This window comes from Streptosporangium minutum (assembly GCF_002149035.1).
GTDB lineage: Bacteria > Actinomycetota > Actinomycetes > Streptosporangiales > Streptosporangiaceae > Streptosporangium > Streptosporangium minutum.
This window is the reverse complement of sequence record NZ_NGFP01000008.1, coordinates 57,229-71,671: the sequence shown is the minus strand read 5'-3', so window position 1 is coordinate 71,671 and position 14,443 is coordinate 57,229. Positions and strand designations below refer to the sequence as shown.

Sequence of the window (14,443 nt, the reverse complement as noted above, 5' to 3'; positions counted from 1 at the left end):
CGGCGTTGCTGTCCGGAAGAGCCCGGTAGAGACGGGCGTGGCGGCGTGGGATCTGGAGGGACGGCGTCGCCACGCCTGACGAGATGCCAGAGGTCGACCGGGTGGCTCCTGGCATCTCTCATCGACGGCCGCCGACCCTGTCCGGACGGCAGGAGGCCGCGACCCGTCCGTTCCGGCCGGTCAGATGGTCCTGGCCAGGGCGCGGGAGATGCCCAGGGCGGCGGGGCCTGCATCGCCGCCCCGGTGTTCAGCGACGGCATGGCCGTCGCCGCCCTGTCCGTCTCCGTCCCCCTGGTCCGTTTCCAGCCCACCCGCCTGGCCCCCGTCGTCAAGGCCGCCGCCCTGGGCATCTCCCGCGCCCTGGCCAGGACCATCTGACCGGCCGGAACGGACGGGTCGCGGCCTCCTGCCGTCCGGACAGGGTCGGCGGCCGTCGATGAGAGATGCCAGGAGCCACCCGGTCGACCTCTGGCATCTCGTCAGGCGTGGCGACGCCGTCCCTCCAGATCCCACGCCGCCACGCCCGTCTCTACCGGGCTCTTCCGGACAGCAACGCCGTCCAGATCACCCGAGCCTCATTGACCGGCCACCGTGGGGACTCGTCCACCTGACGGTTGCCGTCGAGCTGCGTCGTCCGGCGGATGAAGGACCGGCCGCCGCCCTCGCACAGCTCGTACACCGTGGCCCGGCATGCGCATGTCCATGCCGTCGGCCGCACCCGCTCCAGCGTCCGGTACGGCCTGCGCCAGTCCAGCCGCACATGATTCCGCTGCGCCATCACCACGTGCGGGCTCACGCACTCTTCCTCCAGTCCGATCACGACATCTGCCCCGCGATCGACTCCGACGGGGTATGCGCCCGCTGGAGTTCTTCGCGCCGATGCGCGACACAGCGCGCCGCCGTAGCCGGGTTGTCCACACCGTAGGCCGTGTAGAGCCGCCGCCTCGTCTTCGGTGACAGGTGACCCGTCCACCACCGGTACACCGTGCCGTCCGTCCAGACGAGCAGCTCACGCCAGACCGACACCAGGGCGACGCCGTACCCCACGTGAACGTCGGCACGGACGCCAAGAGCCGCAAGCTCGGTCCGCAGTCTCTCCGCAGCGGCGCAAGCAGCGCGGGGAGCATCGGATCTCGCCGTTTCGGAAGGGATAGCGACCATGCGAACAGCATCACGGAGAGTTAACGTCGACTCCAGATACGTAATGTGGCATTTGGAGATCGTGACCGCGACGCCTGCCACACAAGGTGGCAGTCAGATCAGGACTCGATCCCCAGGAAGCTCGCGATCTCGGCGTGCTCGGCCCGCAGTGCCCGCGATCGGTCCTCGATGAGCTGGTCGACCACGCGCCGGGCGAACGACTGATACCTGAGCCAGTGCGGCACCCGCGTCCGTAGGTCATGGAGGATCGCCCACGACTCGGTCGTGTTGCTTTCGGCGGCGTGGGCACTGGCCACGTCGAACATGTACCGGTGCCGCGTGCTGCTCGACAGCTTTCCCGATGGCCGGACACCCTCATGGATCTCCAGAGCCCTGGCGCTCTTCCCCTGGACCACGGCGTACTCGACGGCCTTGATCTGGATCAGCTCGGGAGAGAAGCCGGCGAAGGTGGACGAGCCCCGAGCCGCCCACAACGCGGGAGCCTCCAACTCCCGCCCCTGGATGCGATGAGCACCCGCCCGAGCGAGCGTCAGCATCTCCTCGGCGTCGTCCCCCTGGTTGTTGCGTACGGCCGCCGCCGACGCCCACAGCAGCAGCCATCCCCAGGTGGCGAACTCCGCCGGGTCACCCGTCGAGAATCGCGGTTCGATGGCCTCAGCGGTCGTCAGCGCAGCACGCCGGGAGTCCTCCAAGCGCCCCTCGCGCAGGAACAGCCAGCACTCGTTGAAGACGTTCCACGCGCCCAGCAGCGGGTCATCGGCCCGCTCCGCCGCCGTGATCCCCTCAGAGATCGCCTGGTAGGCGAGGTCGTACTGCTGGAGCTGGATCAGGGCCTGGGCGGAGAACTGGAAGGTCTGCGACAACAGCGTCAGCGCGGCGCGTTCTTCGTCCCCGCTTCGCGCGTCGGCCACCAGCGAACGAGCCTCCAGCAACAGTGGGGGAATCGTCTGCACGACCGCCCGGTAGTCGTCCTCCCGATACAGCCCGTTCGCCGCCAGGAACGAGGCCCGCACCGACTCATAGGTGACCGGGCCGTCAAGATCGGGCATCTGGACGCCTGCCAGCCCGCGCACCGGCTTGAGCGTCCGGCGCAGCGCGAAGAGGTCCGCGTGCACGGTCTCGTCCAGCGGCGACACGGGTTCCGGGGAAGGCTGGAACAGATCGGAGGTCCGTACATTCAACGCCTGCGCCAGTTTACGCAGCGTCGACACACGGGCGCTCTTGCGGTCACCCTGCTCAAGCTTGCGAATCGTGGACACGCTGACGCCCGAGCGCTCCTCCAGGTCCTCTTGCGTGAGGCCCTTACTCACCCGAATGCGCGCCAGGTTGTCACCGAGGGCTGGTTCCACCGCCATGATCCAGAACACCTCATCAGGGGTCGGCCTGCCTTCAGGGTAAATCCCGACTCGCGGATTCATCCCCCTGAACGACGGTCAGGTGTCGTAAGAGTGGGGAAGAAGTCTCTGGAACCCGCAGTCCGACAGGGACGGCCGCCGTGGGGGCGTGGTGATGGCGGCACAGGACATCGGCCGTCGCCGGTCTCCGCGCCGACAGGTGACGGTGGTCGGGAGCATGGATGCCGGGCGTCGTACGGGATGCGGCACCCGCCTGGACACAGGCGCGGGTACGGCGGGCGCGGTGATCGGAGTCTGCTCGGGTTGGAGTTGGGCGGGCACCAGCGGGATCGTCTCGGCCGGGGCCACGGTCGCGGGCAGCTCAAAGCAGGGCAGGGGAGATGAGCCGGTACGGCGAACCTCCAGACGCACGGCCATCAGCGTGCCGGAGGGCTGGACATACTCGTGGTCAGCGGACTGACCGGGACAGCCATGCGCGTAAGGCGCGTGTCCACAGGTGGCACAGCCCATCGGCAAGGGCGACGCGTCGGCGAAGCAGCCGCAGCCGATCGTCGATTTCCGGTCGAGGACCGGAGTACTAGGGTTGGTCATGGCTCAGGACTCACTTCCTGATCAAGGGCCCGTCCGGTCGTCGCAAGCGCCGGGCGGGTTCGCCATTTCTGGAGGTTGTGAAGCTGTAGCCATCACAACGCGTTAAGTCAGCACACGGACAGATGACAGTGGGGGAAACTGAGGGAAAGGCGTGGTTCCTCAGGCCGCGAAGAGGTGCATTGCGATGCCCGGTGAAGCTCCCCCATGGGCCGCACGGCTGCGAGCTGAACGGCGTGACCGTGAGTGGTCACAGCGGGATCTGGCGCGCGAGCTCGCCGAAGCCGCCAGCGAGGAGACACGGAGCCGCCTTCCCGAGCGCGAGAGCATTGTCCGGAACATCAAGAACTGGGAGGCTGGCGAGCACCAGCCCAAGGACCCCTACCGCCTGCTGTACTGCCGGGTGTTCGGCCTGGAGGAGGCTAATCTCTTCGACCTGGCGGAGCCACGGCGCCGTGACATCGTGGAGACGAGTCTCAGTACCATCGACTCCACGCCTTATCCGCCTCACCATGGCCCCGTAGCTCCGGAGCTCGTCATGTACTTCCTCGAACAGCTTCCCGGCCACTACAAAGCGGACATGTGGCTCGGCCCCCGCCACCTCATTCCGACCGTCGCGACTCAGGCACAGCTCATCAAGGAACTTGCCCAAGTAGCCGACGCGCCTGTGCGGCGAGGCCTGCTGAGCGCCGGTGTCGCTTATGCGGCACTGCTCGGCTGGCTTTATCAGGACGCTGGAGACATCAACCACTCCAGGGTCTGGCGGACCCTCACTTTGGACATGGCCCATCGCTCTCAGGACCCGCAGCTCGTCAGTTACGCCCTCACCAATAAAGCGATGCTCGCGGTCGATCTGGAGGATGGGCGCACCGTTGTCGACTATGCGGAGGCTGCCTTGGTCGACGAGAGCAAGTTGTGCCCGAAGGTGCGGATACTCGCTCTGGTCCACCAAGCGCATGGCCACTCGATGTTGCCGGTGAAGAACAAGAATCTAGTAGATCGACTTCTGGATCAGGCGGCCGATCTTGTAAATCGTGTCGACGACGAACATCCGTGGGGCAACGCCTGCCGTCGCACCGTCGGATACATCGACGTCCAACGAGCGACCGCTTACCTCCGGCTGGGCGCCTACCGTGAGGCCATCGCGCTCTGGGACCAAATCCTCGGCACGGCACCGGAGTCGGCGCGACGCGACAACGGTGTGTTCTGGGCACGCCAGGCAAGTGCTCTGGCCGCGATCCCTGAACCGGAACGAGTTGTCCAGATCGCGTCAGCCACTGCGTCGATTGTCGACGGCACCGGATCGACGAGGCTGCGTCAGGAACTCAAAGCCATTCCGCGACGAGCGACCGCCTGGGCAGATACCGCCTCCGGCCGGGAGTTGGCTGAGATCATCTCTCAGTTCGCCTGATCCATCGACGTGGAGATGCCGATGACCCTTCAGCCGTTGCCCGAAGAGGAGATCACCGCCCATCTGGCCGGGCTACCGGGATGGGAGCGCGAGGATCACGCCATTGCCCGCACCTTCAAGCACACGTATCACGAGTGTGTGCACATGGCGATGTACGTCGCGGCCAAGGCCCGAGAGGTCGGCCATCACCCCGACGTTCACATCACCTGGCAACGGATCCGCTTCGTGATCACCACTCACGACGCTGGAAACCGCCTCACGGCCAAGGACTTCGAGCTCGCGCACCACATCGATGCGATCGCCGCCGGCCACGGTGCCGAATCCCCTTCCCCTATGTCACCCCTCTTTACCCCAAAGGGCAGGCAGCGGATCTGATCGACGTTCCTCGCCAGACCTTCCGCAACGGGCCGTCGGATACGTCTACAAACGCATCGACCAGCCGGTCGTGGCCGCCGAGCCACTGGTGACCACCGCTGGAGCTCACGGGGCGACGGTGCCATTCGTCGGACCGCCAGGAACGGCGAGGCGAACTCGACGGTGAGGCTTCTGATCTGCGAGGGATTCAGCGGCGGGGGATGGCGCCGGGGCTGGGAGTCCTCGTGAAGCTCATGTCCATCCAGTGCCGCCAGTTCGAGCCGTTGTCAGTGCGCTCCCATTCGGCCGTCATGGAGTCGCCGTCTTCGGCGATCACCAGCGTCGCCCGCTCCGTCTCGCCGGCGAACGTCCAGACACCCTCGTCGTCGACGCTTGCCCGCATGGTGACGAAGTTGCCGTGATTGTCGAAGGAGCGCATGGGGTAGGTCCGGCTCGCTGGATCGTAGGGCCCGATCATCTCGATGACCTCGACGTGTTCCTCATTCATGCGCACGTCCACACGGTGAATGAGGAAGTGCTCGCCTGCCAGCCACTCGTAGGTGTCCGATCCGGCGACGCGGATCGCCGGGTCGGTCGGGGTGGCCGCTATACGCCCCTGCGAACGCCACCGGCCAACCAGCGCATTCAGGCGCTGGTTCTCCGATCGCGGGGCATGGGTGTTGTCGTCTCCTGACATGGCGGCTCCTTGTCATCGAAAGTGTGTAAGATGTTGCTTAAACACTTACACACTGTCCCGGCAGTGCGCAAACGAAGGCGGTGGCCCATGGACGACGCGCTTCGCGCTGTGGCGGACCCGACCCGCCGCGCCATCCTCGTCCTGGTGCGGGATCGCGAGGTGTCGGCAGGCGAGATCGCCGAGCGCTTTCCCGAGATCAGTCGCCCTGCGGTATCCCAGCATCTGCGAACGCTGACAGCAGCCCGCCTCGTCGACGTCCGCCGCGCAGGCAATCGCCGCTTCTATCGGCTACGTCCGGAGGGGCTGGCCGAGGCGGTGACGTTCCTGGAGACAATGTGGTCCACCTCGCTCAGCCGCCTCCAGCACGAAGCCGAGCAAGAGGAACGTGCGCACACCGGCGACCAGGACGTGAAGGGATCGTTGTGAGCAGGACGATTGAGCAGACGTTGCACATCCGTGCGCGTCCCGAGACGGTCTGGCGGTTCTTCACCGACCCGGCACGCCTGGCGCAATGGTGGGGAACGGCCGAGCTGGACGCCCGCCCCGGCGGCACCTTGCAGGTTGCGATGCACGGGGGCCCACGCCCGGTGATGCGCGGACGGTTCGTGGAGCTCGTGCCGTACGAACGTCTCGTCTTCACCTTCGGCTGGGAGGCCGCACCGGGAGTGCCCGACATGCCACCAGAGGCCTCCCGAGTCGAAGTCACCCTGACCCCGGACGGTGACGGCACCGAGCTCACCCTGCGCCACAGCGGTCTGCCGGCCGTACTCGAAGAGGAGACCGGCGACGGCTGGGCGCACCTGCTCCATCGTCTGGGCGAAACGGCGGAACGCCAGGAGATCCGCTGAACCTGGTCGCACACGCGCGTACGCCGCCCCCTGCTGCCGCCTCACGGACCAACCTCTGCGGAGAGGTCGCAACTCTTCCGGCGCAGTGGGTATGCGGTTCACTGATCGTCCAATCCGATCAGTCCTCAGGGAGGATCCATGGAAGCCCGCACCGAGACGGTCACCGTCGCCGACGGCTCGTTCGACCTGCACCTGTGGCTGCCGGAGAGCGGCGGCGGACCCGTCGTCCTGCTGATCCCGGAGATCTGGGGGGTCGGCCCCTACATCCGGAAGGTCGCCGAGGACCTGGCGGCGCTCGGATACGTCGTCGGCGCGCCGGACCTGTTCTGGCGGCTGCACCCCAACTGGGTGGCCGACCACGACGAGGCCGGGCTGGCCGCGTCGTTGAAGCTGGCCTCCGAGTTCGACGTCCCGCACGGTGTGGCCGACTCGGCCATGGCGCTGGCACACCTGAAGGGGCTGCCGGAGGCCGAGGGCGGGGCCGCGGTGATCGGATTCTGCCTGGGCGGCTCGATCAGCTACCTCCTCGCGGCCACCACCGAGGTGGACGCGGTGCTGTCGTTCTACGGCTCCGCCGTACCGGACGCCACGGGCCTGATGGAGAAGATCACCTCCCCGGTCCTGTTCGTGTTCGGCGGCTCGGACCCCTATATCCCCCGCGAGCAGGTCGCCAAGGTGGAGGAGGCCGCGGCGGGACGGCCGGGCATCGAGACGCACGTCGCCGAGAAGGCCGGGCACGCCTTCCACAACCACGAGGCCCCGCAGTTCTACGATCCCGAGGCTGCGCCGGTCGCCTGGGCGCGCGCCGTGGACTTCCTCCGGCGCCACCTCGGGTGAGCCCGGTGGCCGGGACGCGGGCACGGAGGCGGGACGCAGGGGCGGGACTCACGGCGCCTCGCGGGAGGAGTCCCGGCTGGGGCCCTTGCTCGGAGGTCACCTTCCCGTAGCCCCGGAAGCCGTCCGGCGGGTGGCCGTCCCCGGCATCATTGCCCCATGCAGCAGGTGTGGGACGCATGGGGAAATATCATCATCGCAGCGGTCCTGGCGGTTCCGCCGGCTCTCATCGCCGTCCGCCTTCTGACCTTGCGCCGCCTCCGCGCGGGCCATCCCTTTCCGGCCCGTACGGCCGTCGCCGACGTCGTCATGGTGATCGGGACCGCCCCCTGGATCTGGATGATCCTCACCCCGGGGACGGGCGGCAGCGGCCTCAGCCTCATCCCGTTCAGGGATCTGTGGACGGTGTTTCAGGGGCCGGGCGAGACGGCGTTCGTGCAGGTCGGAGGGAATCTGCTGGTCTTCGCCGCACTCGGCGCGATGCTCCCGGTCCGCTCGGCGCGCGCCGCCTCGCTCGCCGGGGTCGCCGCCGTGGCGGCGACCGCGTCACTCGCCGTCGAACTCCTCCAGTACGGCCTGCGCCTGGGCCGGGTGAGCTCCGTCGACGATGTGCTGGTCAACACGGCGGGTGCCGTACTGGCCGCGGCCGTCACGCGCCGGTGGTGGGCCCGGCGAATAGTGGATGGGACCGTTCCACGGTAACGGACCGGGAAAACTCCCGGAGATCGCCACACAGGCACGATCCGCTCAAAAGAAGCACGGTACCAACCTCTGCATCTGTGCGATCGTGGACAAGACGGGGCAAGTTCTCTGGAGACGCCAAACCCGGTTGGTGACAGAGGGTGATCAAACGTGCAGCAATCCCCGGTTCCTCCCGAGCCCCCGATCTATCGGCGCATCGCCGACGGGCTTCGCGAAGCGATCCTGTCCGGCGAGCTCCGAGACGGGGACCGGCTTCCGGGCGAGAACGCCCTGATGGCGCAGTACGGCATAGCCCGTGCGACCGCCAGGCAGGCCCTGTCCGTGCTCATCAATGAAGGACTGGCCGTGCCCAAGCGCGGCTCAGGAGTCTACGTCCGCCAGTTCCGGCCGATCAGGCGGCACGGTTCCCGGCGGCTCTCACATGATCAATGGGGGCAGGGCCACGCGATCTGGGACTCCGACACCAGAGGCCGCCCCTACACCGTGGACGACGTGAACATCGACAGGGAGGTCGCCGAGGACGCCGTGGCCCGGGTCCTGAACAGCACCGAGGTGTGGGTACGGCGGCGACGCTACTCGGTGGACGGCAGGCCGGTGCAGCTCTCGGTCTCCCACTTCCCCGCCGCCCTGGTGGACGACACCGCCATCACACGGCACGACACCGGCCCGGGAGGCGTCTACGCGCGCCTGGGCGACCTCGGCCACACCCCCGTGCGCTTCAGCGAAGAGGTGCGCGCCCGAATGCCCCATCCGCACGAGACCGTCCAGCTCGACCTGCCGGCCGGTACCCCCGTCATCGCGATCGGCCGGATCGCCTACACCGCGACCGGCCTCCCGGTCGAGGTCAACGAGATGATCCTCGACGCCGCCTCTTATGTACTTCAATACGATTTCGACTCATAGATCAAGGCCATCCGTCAACCGATAGGTTGACCTGTCCCCTACGATCATTGATTTCTCTAGAGAAGTGCCTCACCTTCGGAAGTGGAACGTCACGCAGACGGACCTGGGCGCGGGGAAGGTGCATAGATGTCATTCGACCGGCATCTGGCGGAAATCGCCCGGGAGTTCCCCGACTGGACGATCTGGCGGAGCGACGCGGGTCGGTGGTGGGCTACCCGCCACCACCCGCTGACCCCCGCCCAGCGTGACATCGGCTGCGCGATGACCATCGACGCGGACGAACCGGAAGGACTGCGAGAGCAGTTACACGAACAACAGGACCGTTCCGACGGAAGGGATTCCTGACAGCCGCCCGGTGCCCGGGTCAGCGGATCTCGCGCGGCCCCGGCGCCGGGCCCCCAATCGCGGAAGCCCCCGACCCTATCGGGGGCGGGGGCTTCCGCTTGATGTCAGCGGCCGCAGGGCTGTGGAATGTCACCGGCTCCACCCGCGGCGGACACGGCCGTCACTTCCGTGCGGCGTACTCGTCGTTCTCCTTGGCGCCCCGGCCCAGGCGCACGTCGGTGTCGTCCAAGATCTCGGTACGGCGGTCGCCGGCGAAGTCGTCGTCGTGGTCCTCGTGCTCGTCGTCCACGATCACCCGGACGGCCTCGACGTCGGACTCCACGTCAGACTCGGCCTCGGCTCCGGGCTCGGCCCCCTGCCGGGACCCGTGCCCCTCCCCCTGCCCGGCCTGCTGGTCGGGTCCGGCGGTCACCTCGGCCGGAGCACCGTCCGCCGGAACGGCGACGACGGCGGACTGGACGGGAAACTGCGGGAGCAYGGAGCTCTCGTCGATCAGGGCTCCGGCGGCGTTCTCGCGGTGGATCAGGTCCCCCAGCACGGCGCCCATCTCGTTGAGGCGGCGCATGACCTCGCGGTGGGTGTCGGTGAGGTAGGAGACCCGGCGGCCGGTGGTCTCGTCCAGGACCGTGGAACGCTGCTGGGCCGCCGTCAGCATGGCGTGGGCCTCGGCGGCGGCGGAGGACACGGTGGACTCCGCCTCGGCCCGAGCGCTGCCCAGGGTGGACTCCGCCTCGGCCCGGGCGCTCTCGATCGTCCGCTCCGCCTCGCTCCTGGCCGAGGTGACCATCCGGTCGGCCTCGGCGCGGGCGCCGCGCAGGGTCTCCTCGGACTCCGTGCGCGCCGCGTTGAGGGTCTCCTCGGCGTCGCCGCCGGCCTGGGCGAGCATGTGCTCGGCGGCGGCGGTGGCCTCGGCGACCCGGCGCTCGGCCTCCTGCTGGGCGGCGTTCATTATGCCCTCGGCCCGTTCCAGGGCCGAGTTGACCAGCCGGTGGGCCTCTTCGGCGGCGTCCTCGCGCAGTTTGCTGGCCTCGGCGTCGGCGACCTGCTTCTTGGAGGCCGCCTCCTCCTCGCCCAGCTTCAGGATCTGGCTGAGACGCTGGCCGAGTTCGTCGTAGTCTTGCGGGGCGTCGGAGAGTCTCCGCCGGGCCTCGGAAAGCTCGATGCGGCCCCGCTCGGCCTGCTCGATCGCCCGTGCGAGCCGTTCCTCCAGATCACGGATCTGGTGGCGGTTGCGGTTCATGTAGTCGTGAACCTGGCGACGGTTGTAGCCGCGCATGACGACCTCGAACGAGTCCTCATGCATCAGATCGGGAAAGCTCTCGTGCTGATTTGTCATAGCGCTGCCCGTAGAGGTTGTGTGGCGGGAAAGGAGACGTCAGGAGACGACTTTCCTGCTTACTGTCCAAGTCCGCAACCGGAACGCCCGACCTGCGTGCGGAAATATCGGACAAGCTCACTCACCGTAACATCAATCCCATGGACACCAGCCCCTACATCGCCGCCCTCGACGGTGACGCGACCCCCCAGATCCACCCAGAGGCCTACATCGCCCCCGGCGCGGTGGTCGTCGGCCGGGTACGCCTCGGCCGTGCCGCGAACGTCTGGTACGGCTCGGTCCTCCGCGGCGACGACGAGCTCATCGAGGTCGGCGAGGAGTGCAACATCCAGGACCTGTGCTGCCTGCACGCCGACCCCCGCGAGCCCGCCGTGCTGGAACCCCGGGTCAGCCTCGGCCACAAGGCCATGGTGCACGGCGCCCACGTGGAGACCGGCGCGCTCGTCGGCATCGGCGCGATCGTGCTCGGCGGGGCCCGGATCGGCGCGGGCTCGCTCGTCGCGGCCGGCGCCCTGGTGGGGCCGGGCAAGAGGATCCCGGCCGGGGTGCTCGTCGCGGGCGTGCCCGGAAAGATCATCCGCGAGCTCACCGACGACGACCGCGACTCCTTCGCCCGCACCCCCGACAACTACATGGCCAAGGCGGCGCGGCATCGGGCGGCCGTCCCCGTCACGGGCGACACGGGTGCTGATCGCTGACGCCGGGAGAGCATGGGTAACATGACCGCCGTGCGGCAGTGGGACTGTTTCGACGCCATCGAGAGCGATGTGCGCGCCATGGTCGCCGACCACCGGTGGGCGGCGCTCCCGCTGCCCGCGCGCGCCCAGGCCGTCGCGCTGCGCACCCTGGCCGCCCCGGACGGCGGACGCTGGCTGTTCGGCGCGCACGCCCGGTGGTACCGGCAGGATCCCGCGGACGGTCGCTGGCACCTGGCCGCACCACCGGCCGACCCGGGCTTCCGGGCGGCGGCACAGGTGGTCCAGGTCACCTCGATGATCTCGCCCCACCTGGTCCCGGGCGGCCCCGACTTCACCGCGGACCGGGGATCGGTCCAGGGTTTCGTCGGCCCGGACGTGCCCCCCGAGATCACCGAGCGGGTCCGCGAGCTGGTCATCGCCCAGCGTGGCAGGCGCAGGGAGGACTTCCCGCTCACCGGGCCGTTCGCCGACCTCTTCGCCAGGGAGGTCGCCAGCCCGGTCGCGGCGGTCTGGGGCACGCTCATGTGGTGCGCCTACGCCCCGGCGTTCGACGGCAACGAGGTGCTGCTGTCGATGTTCGGGGAGTTCCTGGCCCGCCCGCTCCCCGGCGACGAGTGGGTCCGCTGGCTGCCCGCCGCCTCGCTGGACGACCTGGTGGCGCTGTACGGCGAGCGGGTCCGGGCGGGTCACCCCGAGGCCGGTCTCCGGCTGGTCGCGCTGATGGCCGACACCGCCGACGCGGTCCGCGGCGACCGGCGCTTCCGCCCCCGGGCCGAGTCCCTGCTGACCATGATCGAGCCGGTGCTCCGCCGTACCGGCCCCGACCCCTCCGTGGCCCACTACGGCGACGACGCCGTACGGCAGGCATGGCTGTCGCGCTGCCCGCCCCACGTGACGCTGCCGGACTCCTCCCCGGGGGAGCACTTCCAGCACGCGCTCTACGACCTGGTCCAGGCCCTGGGGTTCCTCGTCCCCAAGGGCGCCGACCCTCGGGCGGTGGCGGTCTCGCTCCTCGCGGCCGACCTGGCGGCGTCCGCGCCCAGGGCGGCCGACGTGCTCTACCCGTGGCTGGATCCGGAGCTGCGTCACATCCTCCATGTGGTGCTCACCGACCCGTCGCATCCGCTGCGGGGATGCTGGCCGCGCTCGGGCGAGCTGCACTCCGCGCTCCACCCGCCGGACCGGGCCTCGGCGGCGGCCCTGCTGGGCGCCGCCTACGCCACCGGGCTCGCGTGGTGCCGTCTGAGCGGGACCACGGTGCCGGACCGCGGGTTCGTCACGGCCTCGGCGCTCGTGCATCGCCTGACGCACGAGCGGGACGATCCGATCCCGGGCATATCGGGGACCTTCCCCCGCCACTTCTGACAAGCGTCAGCATACTTAAACCACAAATGGAGTTATTTTCTCCTTACTCTCCTTATATCCCTGTATCCCCCCACGCATCGGCCGATTGCCTGAATCGTGATCTCGCAATCGGGAAATGATCCTTCTGAGGGCGTGAGCGTGCCGGAAGGAATGGTCCCGATGGGCCATGGGCACGAAAGACCGCCCGCCGTAACCTCGAAGTGGGTGTGGGCTGCGGAAGGAAGGACGACGCGGTGGGGCACGACGACCTGGACTCTAGGGTCCACGACCGTGTCGCGTTGGACGAGATCGCGCTCTATGCCGAGGTGCTTACCGCCGTCGCCATCAGCGAACGGCCACTCACCTTGGCGGAGCTCGACAACGCGCTCGGATTGAGTGCTTCGGCGATCTGCTGAAGCCGATGAGAGAACCGTCCAGACGACCTAGTCCCGGACTCCTCGACAGGGGTCCGGGACGTGGTTCGGAAAGATGGTCCGGTGACTAGTCACGAACGGACGAGGCGGGCGATCGCCGCCGAGGCCTCCTTGACCTTCTCCTCCGCCTCCGGGCCGCCGGTGCTGATCGCGTCGGCGACGCAGTGCCCGATGTGATCCTCCAGCAGGTCGAGCGCCACCGCCTGGAGCGCCCGCGTGGCGGCTGACACCTGTGTCAGCACGTCGATGCAGTAGGCGTCCTCTTCGACCATCCGCTGCAGGCCCCTGATCTGTCCCTCGATCCGCCGCAGCCGGGTCAGATAGGCCTGCTTGTCTCCGCTGTACCCATGCATGCCCCAACGGTACCCGGGCCGGGCTCAGCGGGAGGTGGACGCGATCAGTTTCTCCCACTGCTCGGCCACCGAAGGCGCCGAATAGGCGGCCGCGGCCCCCAGCGCGCCGGCCGCGAGCTCCCGGCGGCGGCGCTCGTCGTCGATGAGCGCGAGCAGCGCCGAGGCGTACGCCTCGATCTCGTCGCCGCCCTCGGGGACCAGGACCCCGCTGCGGCCGTCGGTCACGAACTCGCCCGGCCCCCTCGGGCTGTCGAAGCCGATCACCGGCACCCCGCTGGCCATCGCCTCGATCACGGTCATCCCGAGCACCTCGGTCCGGGAGGTCGTCGCCACGATCGACGCCTTGGCGAACTCGCCGGTCAGATCGGAGGTCGTGCCCATGAAGTAGACGTGGTTGTGCAGGTTCAGGTCCTGGACCAGGCCTCGCAGGCGCCTGTCCTCCGGGCCGCCGCCGTACAGGCGCAGCCGCCAGTCGGGACGCCGGCCGGCGATGGTGGCGAACGCGCGGATCAGCCGGTCGTAGGCCTTCACCGGCACCAACCGCCCGCCCGCCGCGACGATGCGGTTGTCCATCCGCGAGCGCGGCCAGGGACCGGCGGGGAGCGCGTCCGGGATCAGCCGGACCTCGATGCCGGCCGCCAGCAGGTCGTCCCACTCCTGACGGCTCTTCTCGGTGGCCGTGGCGACCGCGTCCAGGCGGGGGTAGAACTTCTTGATCGGTCCGGGCACCGGCGGCCGGCCCCACTCCCGGGCGATCCGCACGACGTCGCGGGGCGCGTGCCTGGCCACCTGGACGCTCAGCCCCGGCCTGGTGCTGATGATCACATCGGCCTTGAGCGCGCGCAGCCGCCGCCACAGCGCGACCTCGGCGCGCATCTGCCCCCGCGGCAGCAGGTGCCGCACACCGGGCTGGGCGTCGACCAGCCAGGACAGTGTCACCCCCGGCTCCACCGGGAAGAACGGCCTCTCCCTGTGGCGCCGGACGCTGATGATCTCGACCTGGTGGCGCTCGGCCAGCTCCCCCGCGAGGTTGACGACCGATCGGACATCACCCCGCATGCCGTAGACGGAGGGGAGAAG

General features: G+C 68.9%; 19 protein-coding genes. 12 read left to right on the top strand and 7 right to left on the bottom strand.

The genetic code is table 11. From position 1 onward, the window contains the following. The first annotated feature begins 243 nt into the window (after positions 1-243). On the top strand, positions 244-378 hold the full coding sequence (locus CA984_RS49445) for an IclR family transcriptional regulator C-terminal domain-containing protein (RefSeq protein ID WP_242675705.1): 135 nt from the start codon (positions 244-246) through the stop codon (positions 376-378). Between the two features lie 151 nt (positions 379-529). On the opposite strand, the gene CA984_RS03415 is transcribed toward CA984_RS49445, so the two are convergent. The 3 genes from CA984_RS03415 to CA984_RS03405 form a co-directional block, all read right to left on the bottom strand. Beyond that, entirely contained in the window at positions 530-796 is a 267-nt protein-coding gene (locus CA984_RS03415) for a hypothetical protein (RefSeq protein WP_133061523.1), read from the bottom strand. 20 nt (positions 797-816) lie between these two features. After that, positions 817-1,047: a hypothetical protein gene (locus CA984_RS03410; protein ID WP_133061522.1), complete on the bottom strand. Its 231-nt coding sequence runs from the start codon at positions 1,045-1,047 to the stop codon at positions 817-819. Positions 1,048-1,259: 212 nt separating this feature from the next. After that, a complete protein-coding gene (locus CA984_RS03405; protein ID WP_165781081.1) occupies positions 1,260-2,516 on the bottom strand; it encodes a helix-turn-helix domain-containing protein in 1,257 nt (418 codons plus the stop codon). Positions 2,517-3,291: 775 nt separating this feature from the next. Here CA984_RS03405 and CA984_RS03395 point away from each other — a divergent pair. From CA984_RS03395 to CA984_RS49170, 3 genes are read left to right on the top strand one after another with little or no spacing between them, the layout of a single operon-like run. Further along, positions 3,292-4,515, top strand: a complete 1,224-nt coding sequence (locus tag CA984_RS03395) for a helix-turn-helix domain-containing protein (protein WP_133061521.1) — start codon at positions 3,292-3,294, stop codon at positions 4,513-4,515. Between the two features lie 21 nt (positions 4,516-4,536). Beyond that, complete coding sequence (locus CA984_RS03390; protein ID WP_086567944.1) at positions 4,537-4,890, top strand: 4a-hydroxytetrahydrobiopterin dehydratase; 354 nt, start codon at positions 4,537-4,539, stop codon at positions 4,888-4,890. Beyond that, entirely contained in the window at positions 4,808-5,056 is a 249-nt protein-coding gene (locus CA984_RS49170) for a hypothetical protein (protein ID WP_423229278.1), read from the top strand. Before CA984_RS03390 ends, CA984_RS49170 begins: the two co-directional genes overlap by 83 nt. A gap of 21 nt (positions 5,057-5,077) precedes the next feature. Here the strand turns inward: CA984_RS49170 and CA984_RS03385 are convergent, their stop codons facing one another. Then, positions 5,078-5,566, bottom strand: a complete 489-nt coding sequence (locus CA984_RS03385) for a DUF1579 family protein (RefSeq protein WP_086567919.1) — start codon at positions 5,564-5,566, stop codon at positions 5,078-5,080. An 87-nt stretch (positions 5,567-5,653) separates the two neighbouring features. Between CA984_RS03385 and CA984_RS03380 the strand changes: the two genes are divergently transcribed. From CA984_RS03380 to CA984_RS03355, 6 genes are all read left to right on the top strand, one after another. Then, on the top strand, positions 5,654-5,992 hold the full coding sequence (locus CA984_RS03380; RefSeq protein WP_086567917.1) for an ArsR/SmtB family transcription factor: 339 nt from the start codon (positions 5,654-5,656) through the stop codon (positions 5,990-5,992). Then, positions 5,989-6,414, top strand: coding sequence for an SRPBCC family protein (locus CA984_RS03375; RefSeq protein ID WP_165781080.1), 426 nt, complete (start codon positions 5,989-5,991; stop codon positions 6,412-6,414). The genes CA984_RS03380 and CA984_RS03375 overlap by 4 nt, the downstream gene beginning before the upstream one ends. A gap of 138 nt (positions 6,415-6,552) precedes the next feature. Then, positions 6,553-7,251, top strand: a complete 699-nt coding sequence (locus tag CA984_RS03370) for a dienelactone hydrolase family protein (RefSeq protein WP_086567912.1) — start codon at positions 6,553-6,555, stop codon at positions 7,249-7,251. A 156-nt stretch (positions 7,252-7,407) separates the two neighbouring features. Then, positions 7,408-7,950, top strand: a complete 543-nt coding sequence (locus CA984_RS03365; protein ID WP_086567910.1) for a VanZ family protein — start codon at positions 7,408-7,410, stop codon at positions 7,948-7,950. 150 nt (positions 7,951-8,100) lie between these two features. Continuing rightward, positions 8,101-8,853 carry a GntR family transcriptional regulator gene (locus CA984_RS03360; RefSeq protein ID WP_086567908.1) on the top strand — a complete coding sequence of 251 codons (753 nt, stop codon included), beginning with the start codon at positions 8,101-8,103 and terminating at the stop codon, positions 8,851-8,853. Between the two features lie 126 nt (positions 8,854-8,979). Next, positions 8,980-9,198, top strand: a complete 219-nt coding sequence (locus CA984_RS03355; protein WP_086567905.1) for a hypothetical protein — start codon at positions 8,980-8,982, stop codon at positions 9,196-9,198. A gap of 160 nt (positions 9,199-9,358) precedes the next feature. Here CA984_RS03355 and CA984_RS03350 read toward each other — a convergent pair whose 3' ends face one another. Beyond that, positions 9,359-10,501, bottom strand: a complete 1,143-nt coding sequence (locus CA984_RS03350; RefSeq protein ID WP_242675704.1) for a DivIVA domain-containing protein — start codon at positions 10,499-10,501, stop codon at positions 9,359-9,361. 173 nt (positions 10,502-10,674) lie between these two features. On the opposite strand from CA984_RS03350, the gene CA984_RS03345 reads away from it, so the two are divergent. Both CA984_RS03345 and CA984_RS03340 read left to right on the top strand, forming a co-directional pair. After that, the gene (locus tag CA984_RS03345) at positions 10,675-11,232 is read left to right on the top strand and encodes a gamma carbonic anhydrase family protein (protein WP_086567900.1); all 558 of its coding nucleotides are present in this window, start codon (positions 10,675-10,677) and stop codon (positions 11,230-11,232) included. Positions 11,233-11,253: 21 nt separating this feature from the next. Continuing rightward, the gene (locus CA984_RS03340; RefSeq protein ID WP_086567898.1) at positions 11,254-12,597 is read left to right on the top strand and encodes a hypothetical protein; all 1,344 of its coding nucleotides are present in this window, start codon (positions 11,254-11,256) and stop codon (positions 12,595-12,597) included. A gap of 484 nt (positions 12,598-13,081) precedes the next feature. Here the strand turns inward: CA984_RS03340 and CA984_RS03335 are convergent, their stop codons facing one another. Together CA984_RS03335 and CA984_RS03330 are read right to left on the bottom strand one after the other, a co-directional pair. Then, a complete protein-coding gene (locus tag CA984_RS03335; protein WP_086567896.1) occupies positions 13,082-13,363 on the bottom strand; it encodes a metal-sensitive transcriptional regulator in 282 nt (93 codons plus the stop codon). A gap of 24 nt (positions 13,364-13,387) precedes the next feature. Beyond that, positions 13,388-14,422, bottom strand: a complete 1,035-nt coding sequence (locus CA984_RS03330) for a glycosyltransferase (RefSeq protein ID WP_242675703.1) — start codon at positions 14,420-14,422, stop codon at positions 13,388-13,390. Positions 14,423-14,443: the final 21 nt, after the last annotated feature.

Excerpts from the sequence above, each read along its gene's own strand:
- CA984_RS03405 (WP_165781081.1), bottom strand. The coding sequence starts at position 2,516 with ATGGCGGTGGAACCAGCCCTCGGTGACAACCTGGCGCGCATTCGGGTG.
- CA984_RS03395 (WP_133061521.1), top strand. The coding sequence starts at position 3,292 with ATGCCCGGTGAAGCTCCCCCATGGGCCGCACGGCTGCGAGCTGAACGG.
- CA984_RS03390 (WP_086567944.1), top strand. The coding sequence starts at position 4,537 with ATGACCCTTCAGCCGTTGCCCGAAGAGGAGATCACCGCCCATCTGGCC.
- CA984_RS49170 (WP_423229278.1), top strand. The coding sequence starts at position 4,808 with ATGCGATCGCCGCCGGCCACGGTGCCGAATCCCCTTCCCCTATGTCAC.
- CA984_RS03385 (WP_086567919.1), bottom strand. The coding sequence starts at position 5,566 with ATGTCAGGAGACGACAACACCCATGCCCCGCGATCGGAGAACCAGCGC.
- CA984_RS03380 (WP_086567917.1), top strand. The coding sequence starts at position 5,654 with ATGGACGACGCGCTTCGCGCTGTGGCGGACCCGACCCGCCGCGCCATC.
- CA984_RS03370 (WP_086567912.1), top strand. The coding sequence starts at position 6,553 with ATGGAAGCCCGCACCGAGACGGTCACCGTCGCCGACGGCTCGTTCGAC.
- CA984_RS03365 (WP_086567910.1), top strand. The coding sequence starts at position 7,408 with ATGCAGCAGGTGTGGGACGCATGGGGAAATATCATCATCGCAGCGGTC.
- CA984_RS03355 (WP_086567905.1), top strand. The coding sequence starts at position 8,980 with ATGTCATTCGACCGGCATCTGGCGGAAATCGCCCGGGAGTTCCCCGAC.
- CA984_RS03345 (WP_086567900.1), top strand. The coding sequence starts at position 10,675 with ATGGACACCAGCCCCTACATCGCCGCCCTCGACGGTGACGCGACCCCC.
- CA984_RS03340 (WP_086567898.1), top strand. The coding sequence starts at position 11,254 with ATGACCGCCGTGCGGCAGTGGGACTGTTTCGACGCCATCGAGAGCGAT.
- CA984_RS03335 (WP_086567896.1), bottom strand. The coding sequence starts at position 13,363 with ATGCATGGGTACAGCGGAGACAAGCAGGCCTATCTGACCCGGCTGCGG.
- CA984_RS03330 (WP_242675703.1), bottom strand. The coding sequence starts at position 14,422 with ATGCGGGGTGATGTCCGATCGGTCGTCAACCTCGCGGGGGAGCTGGCC.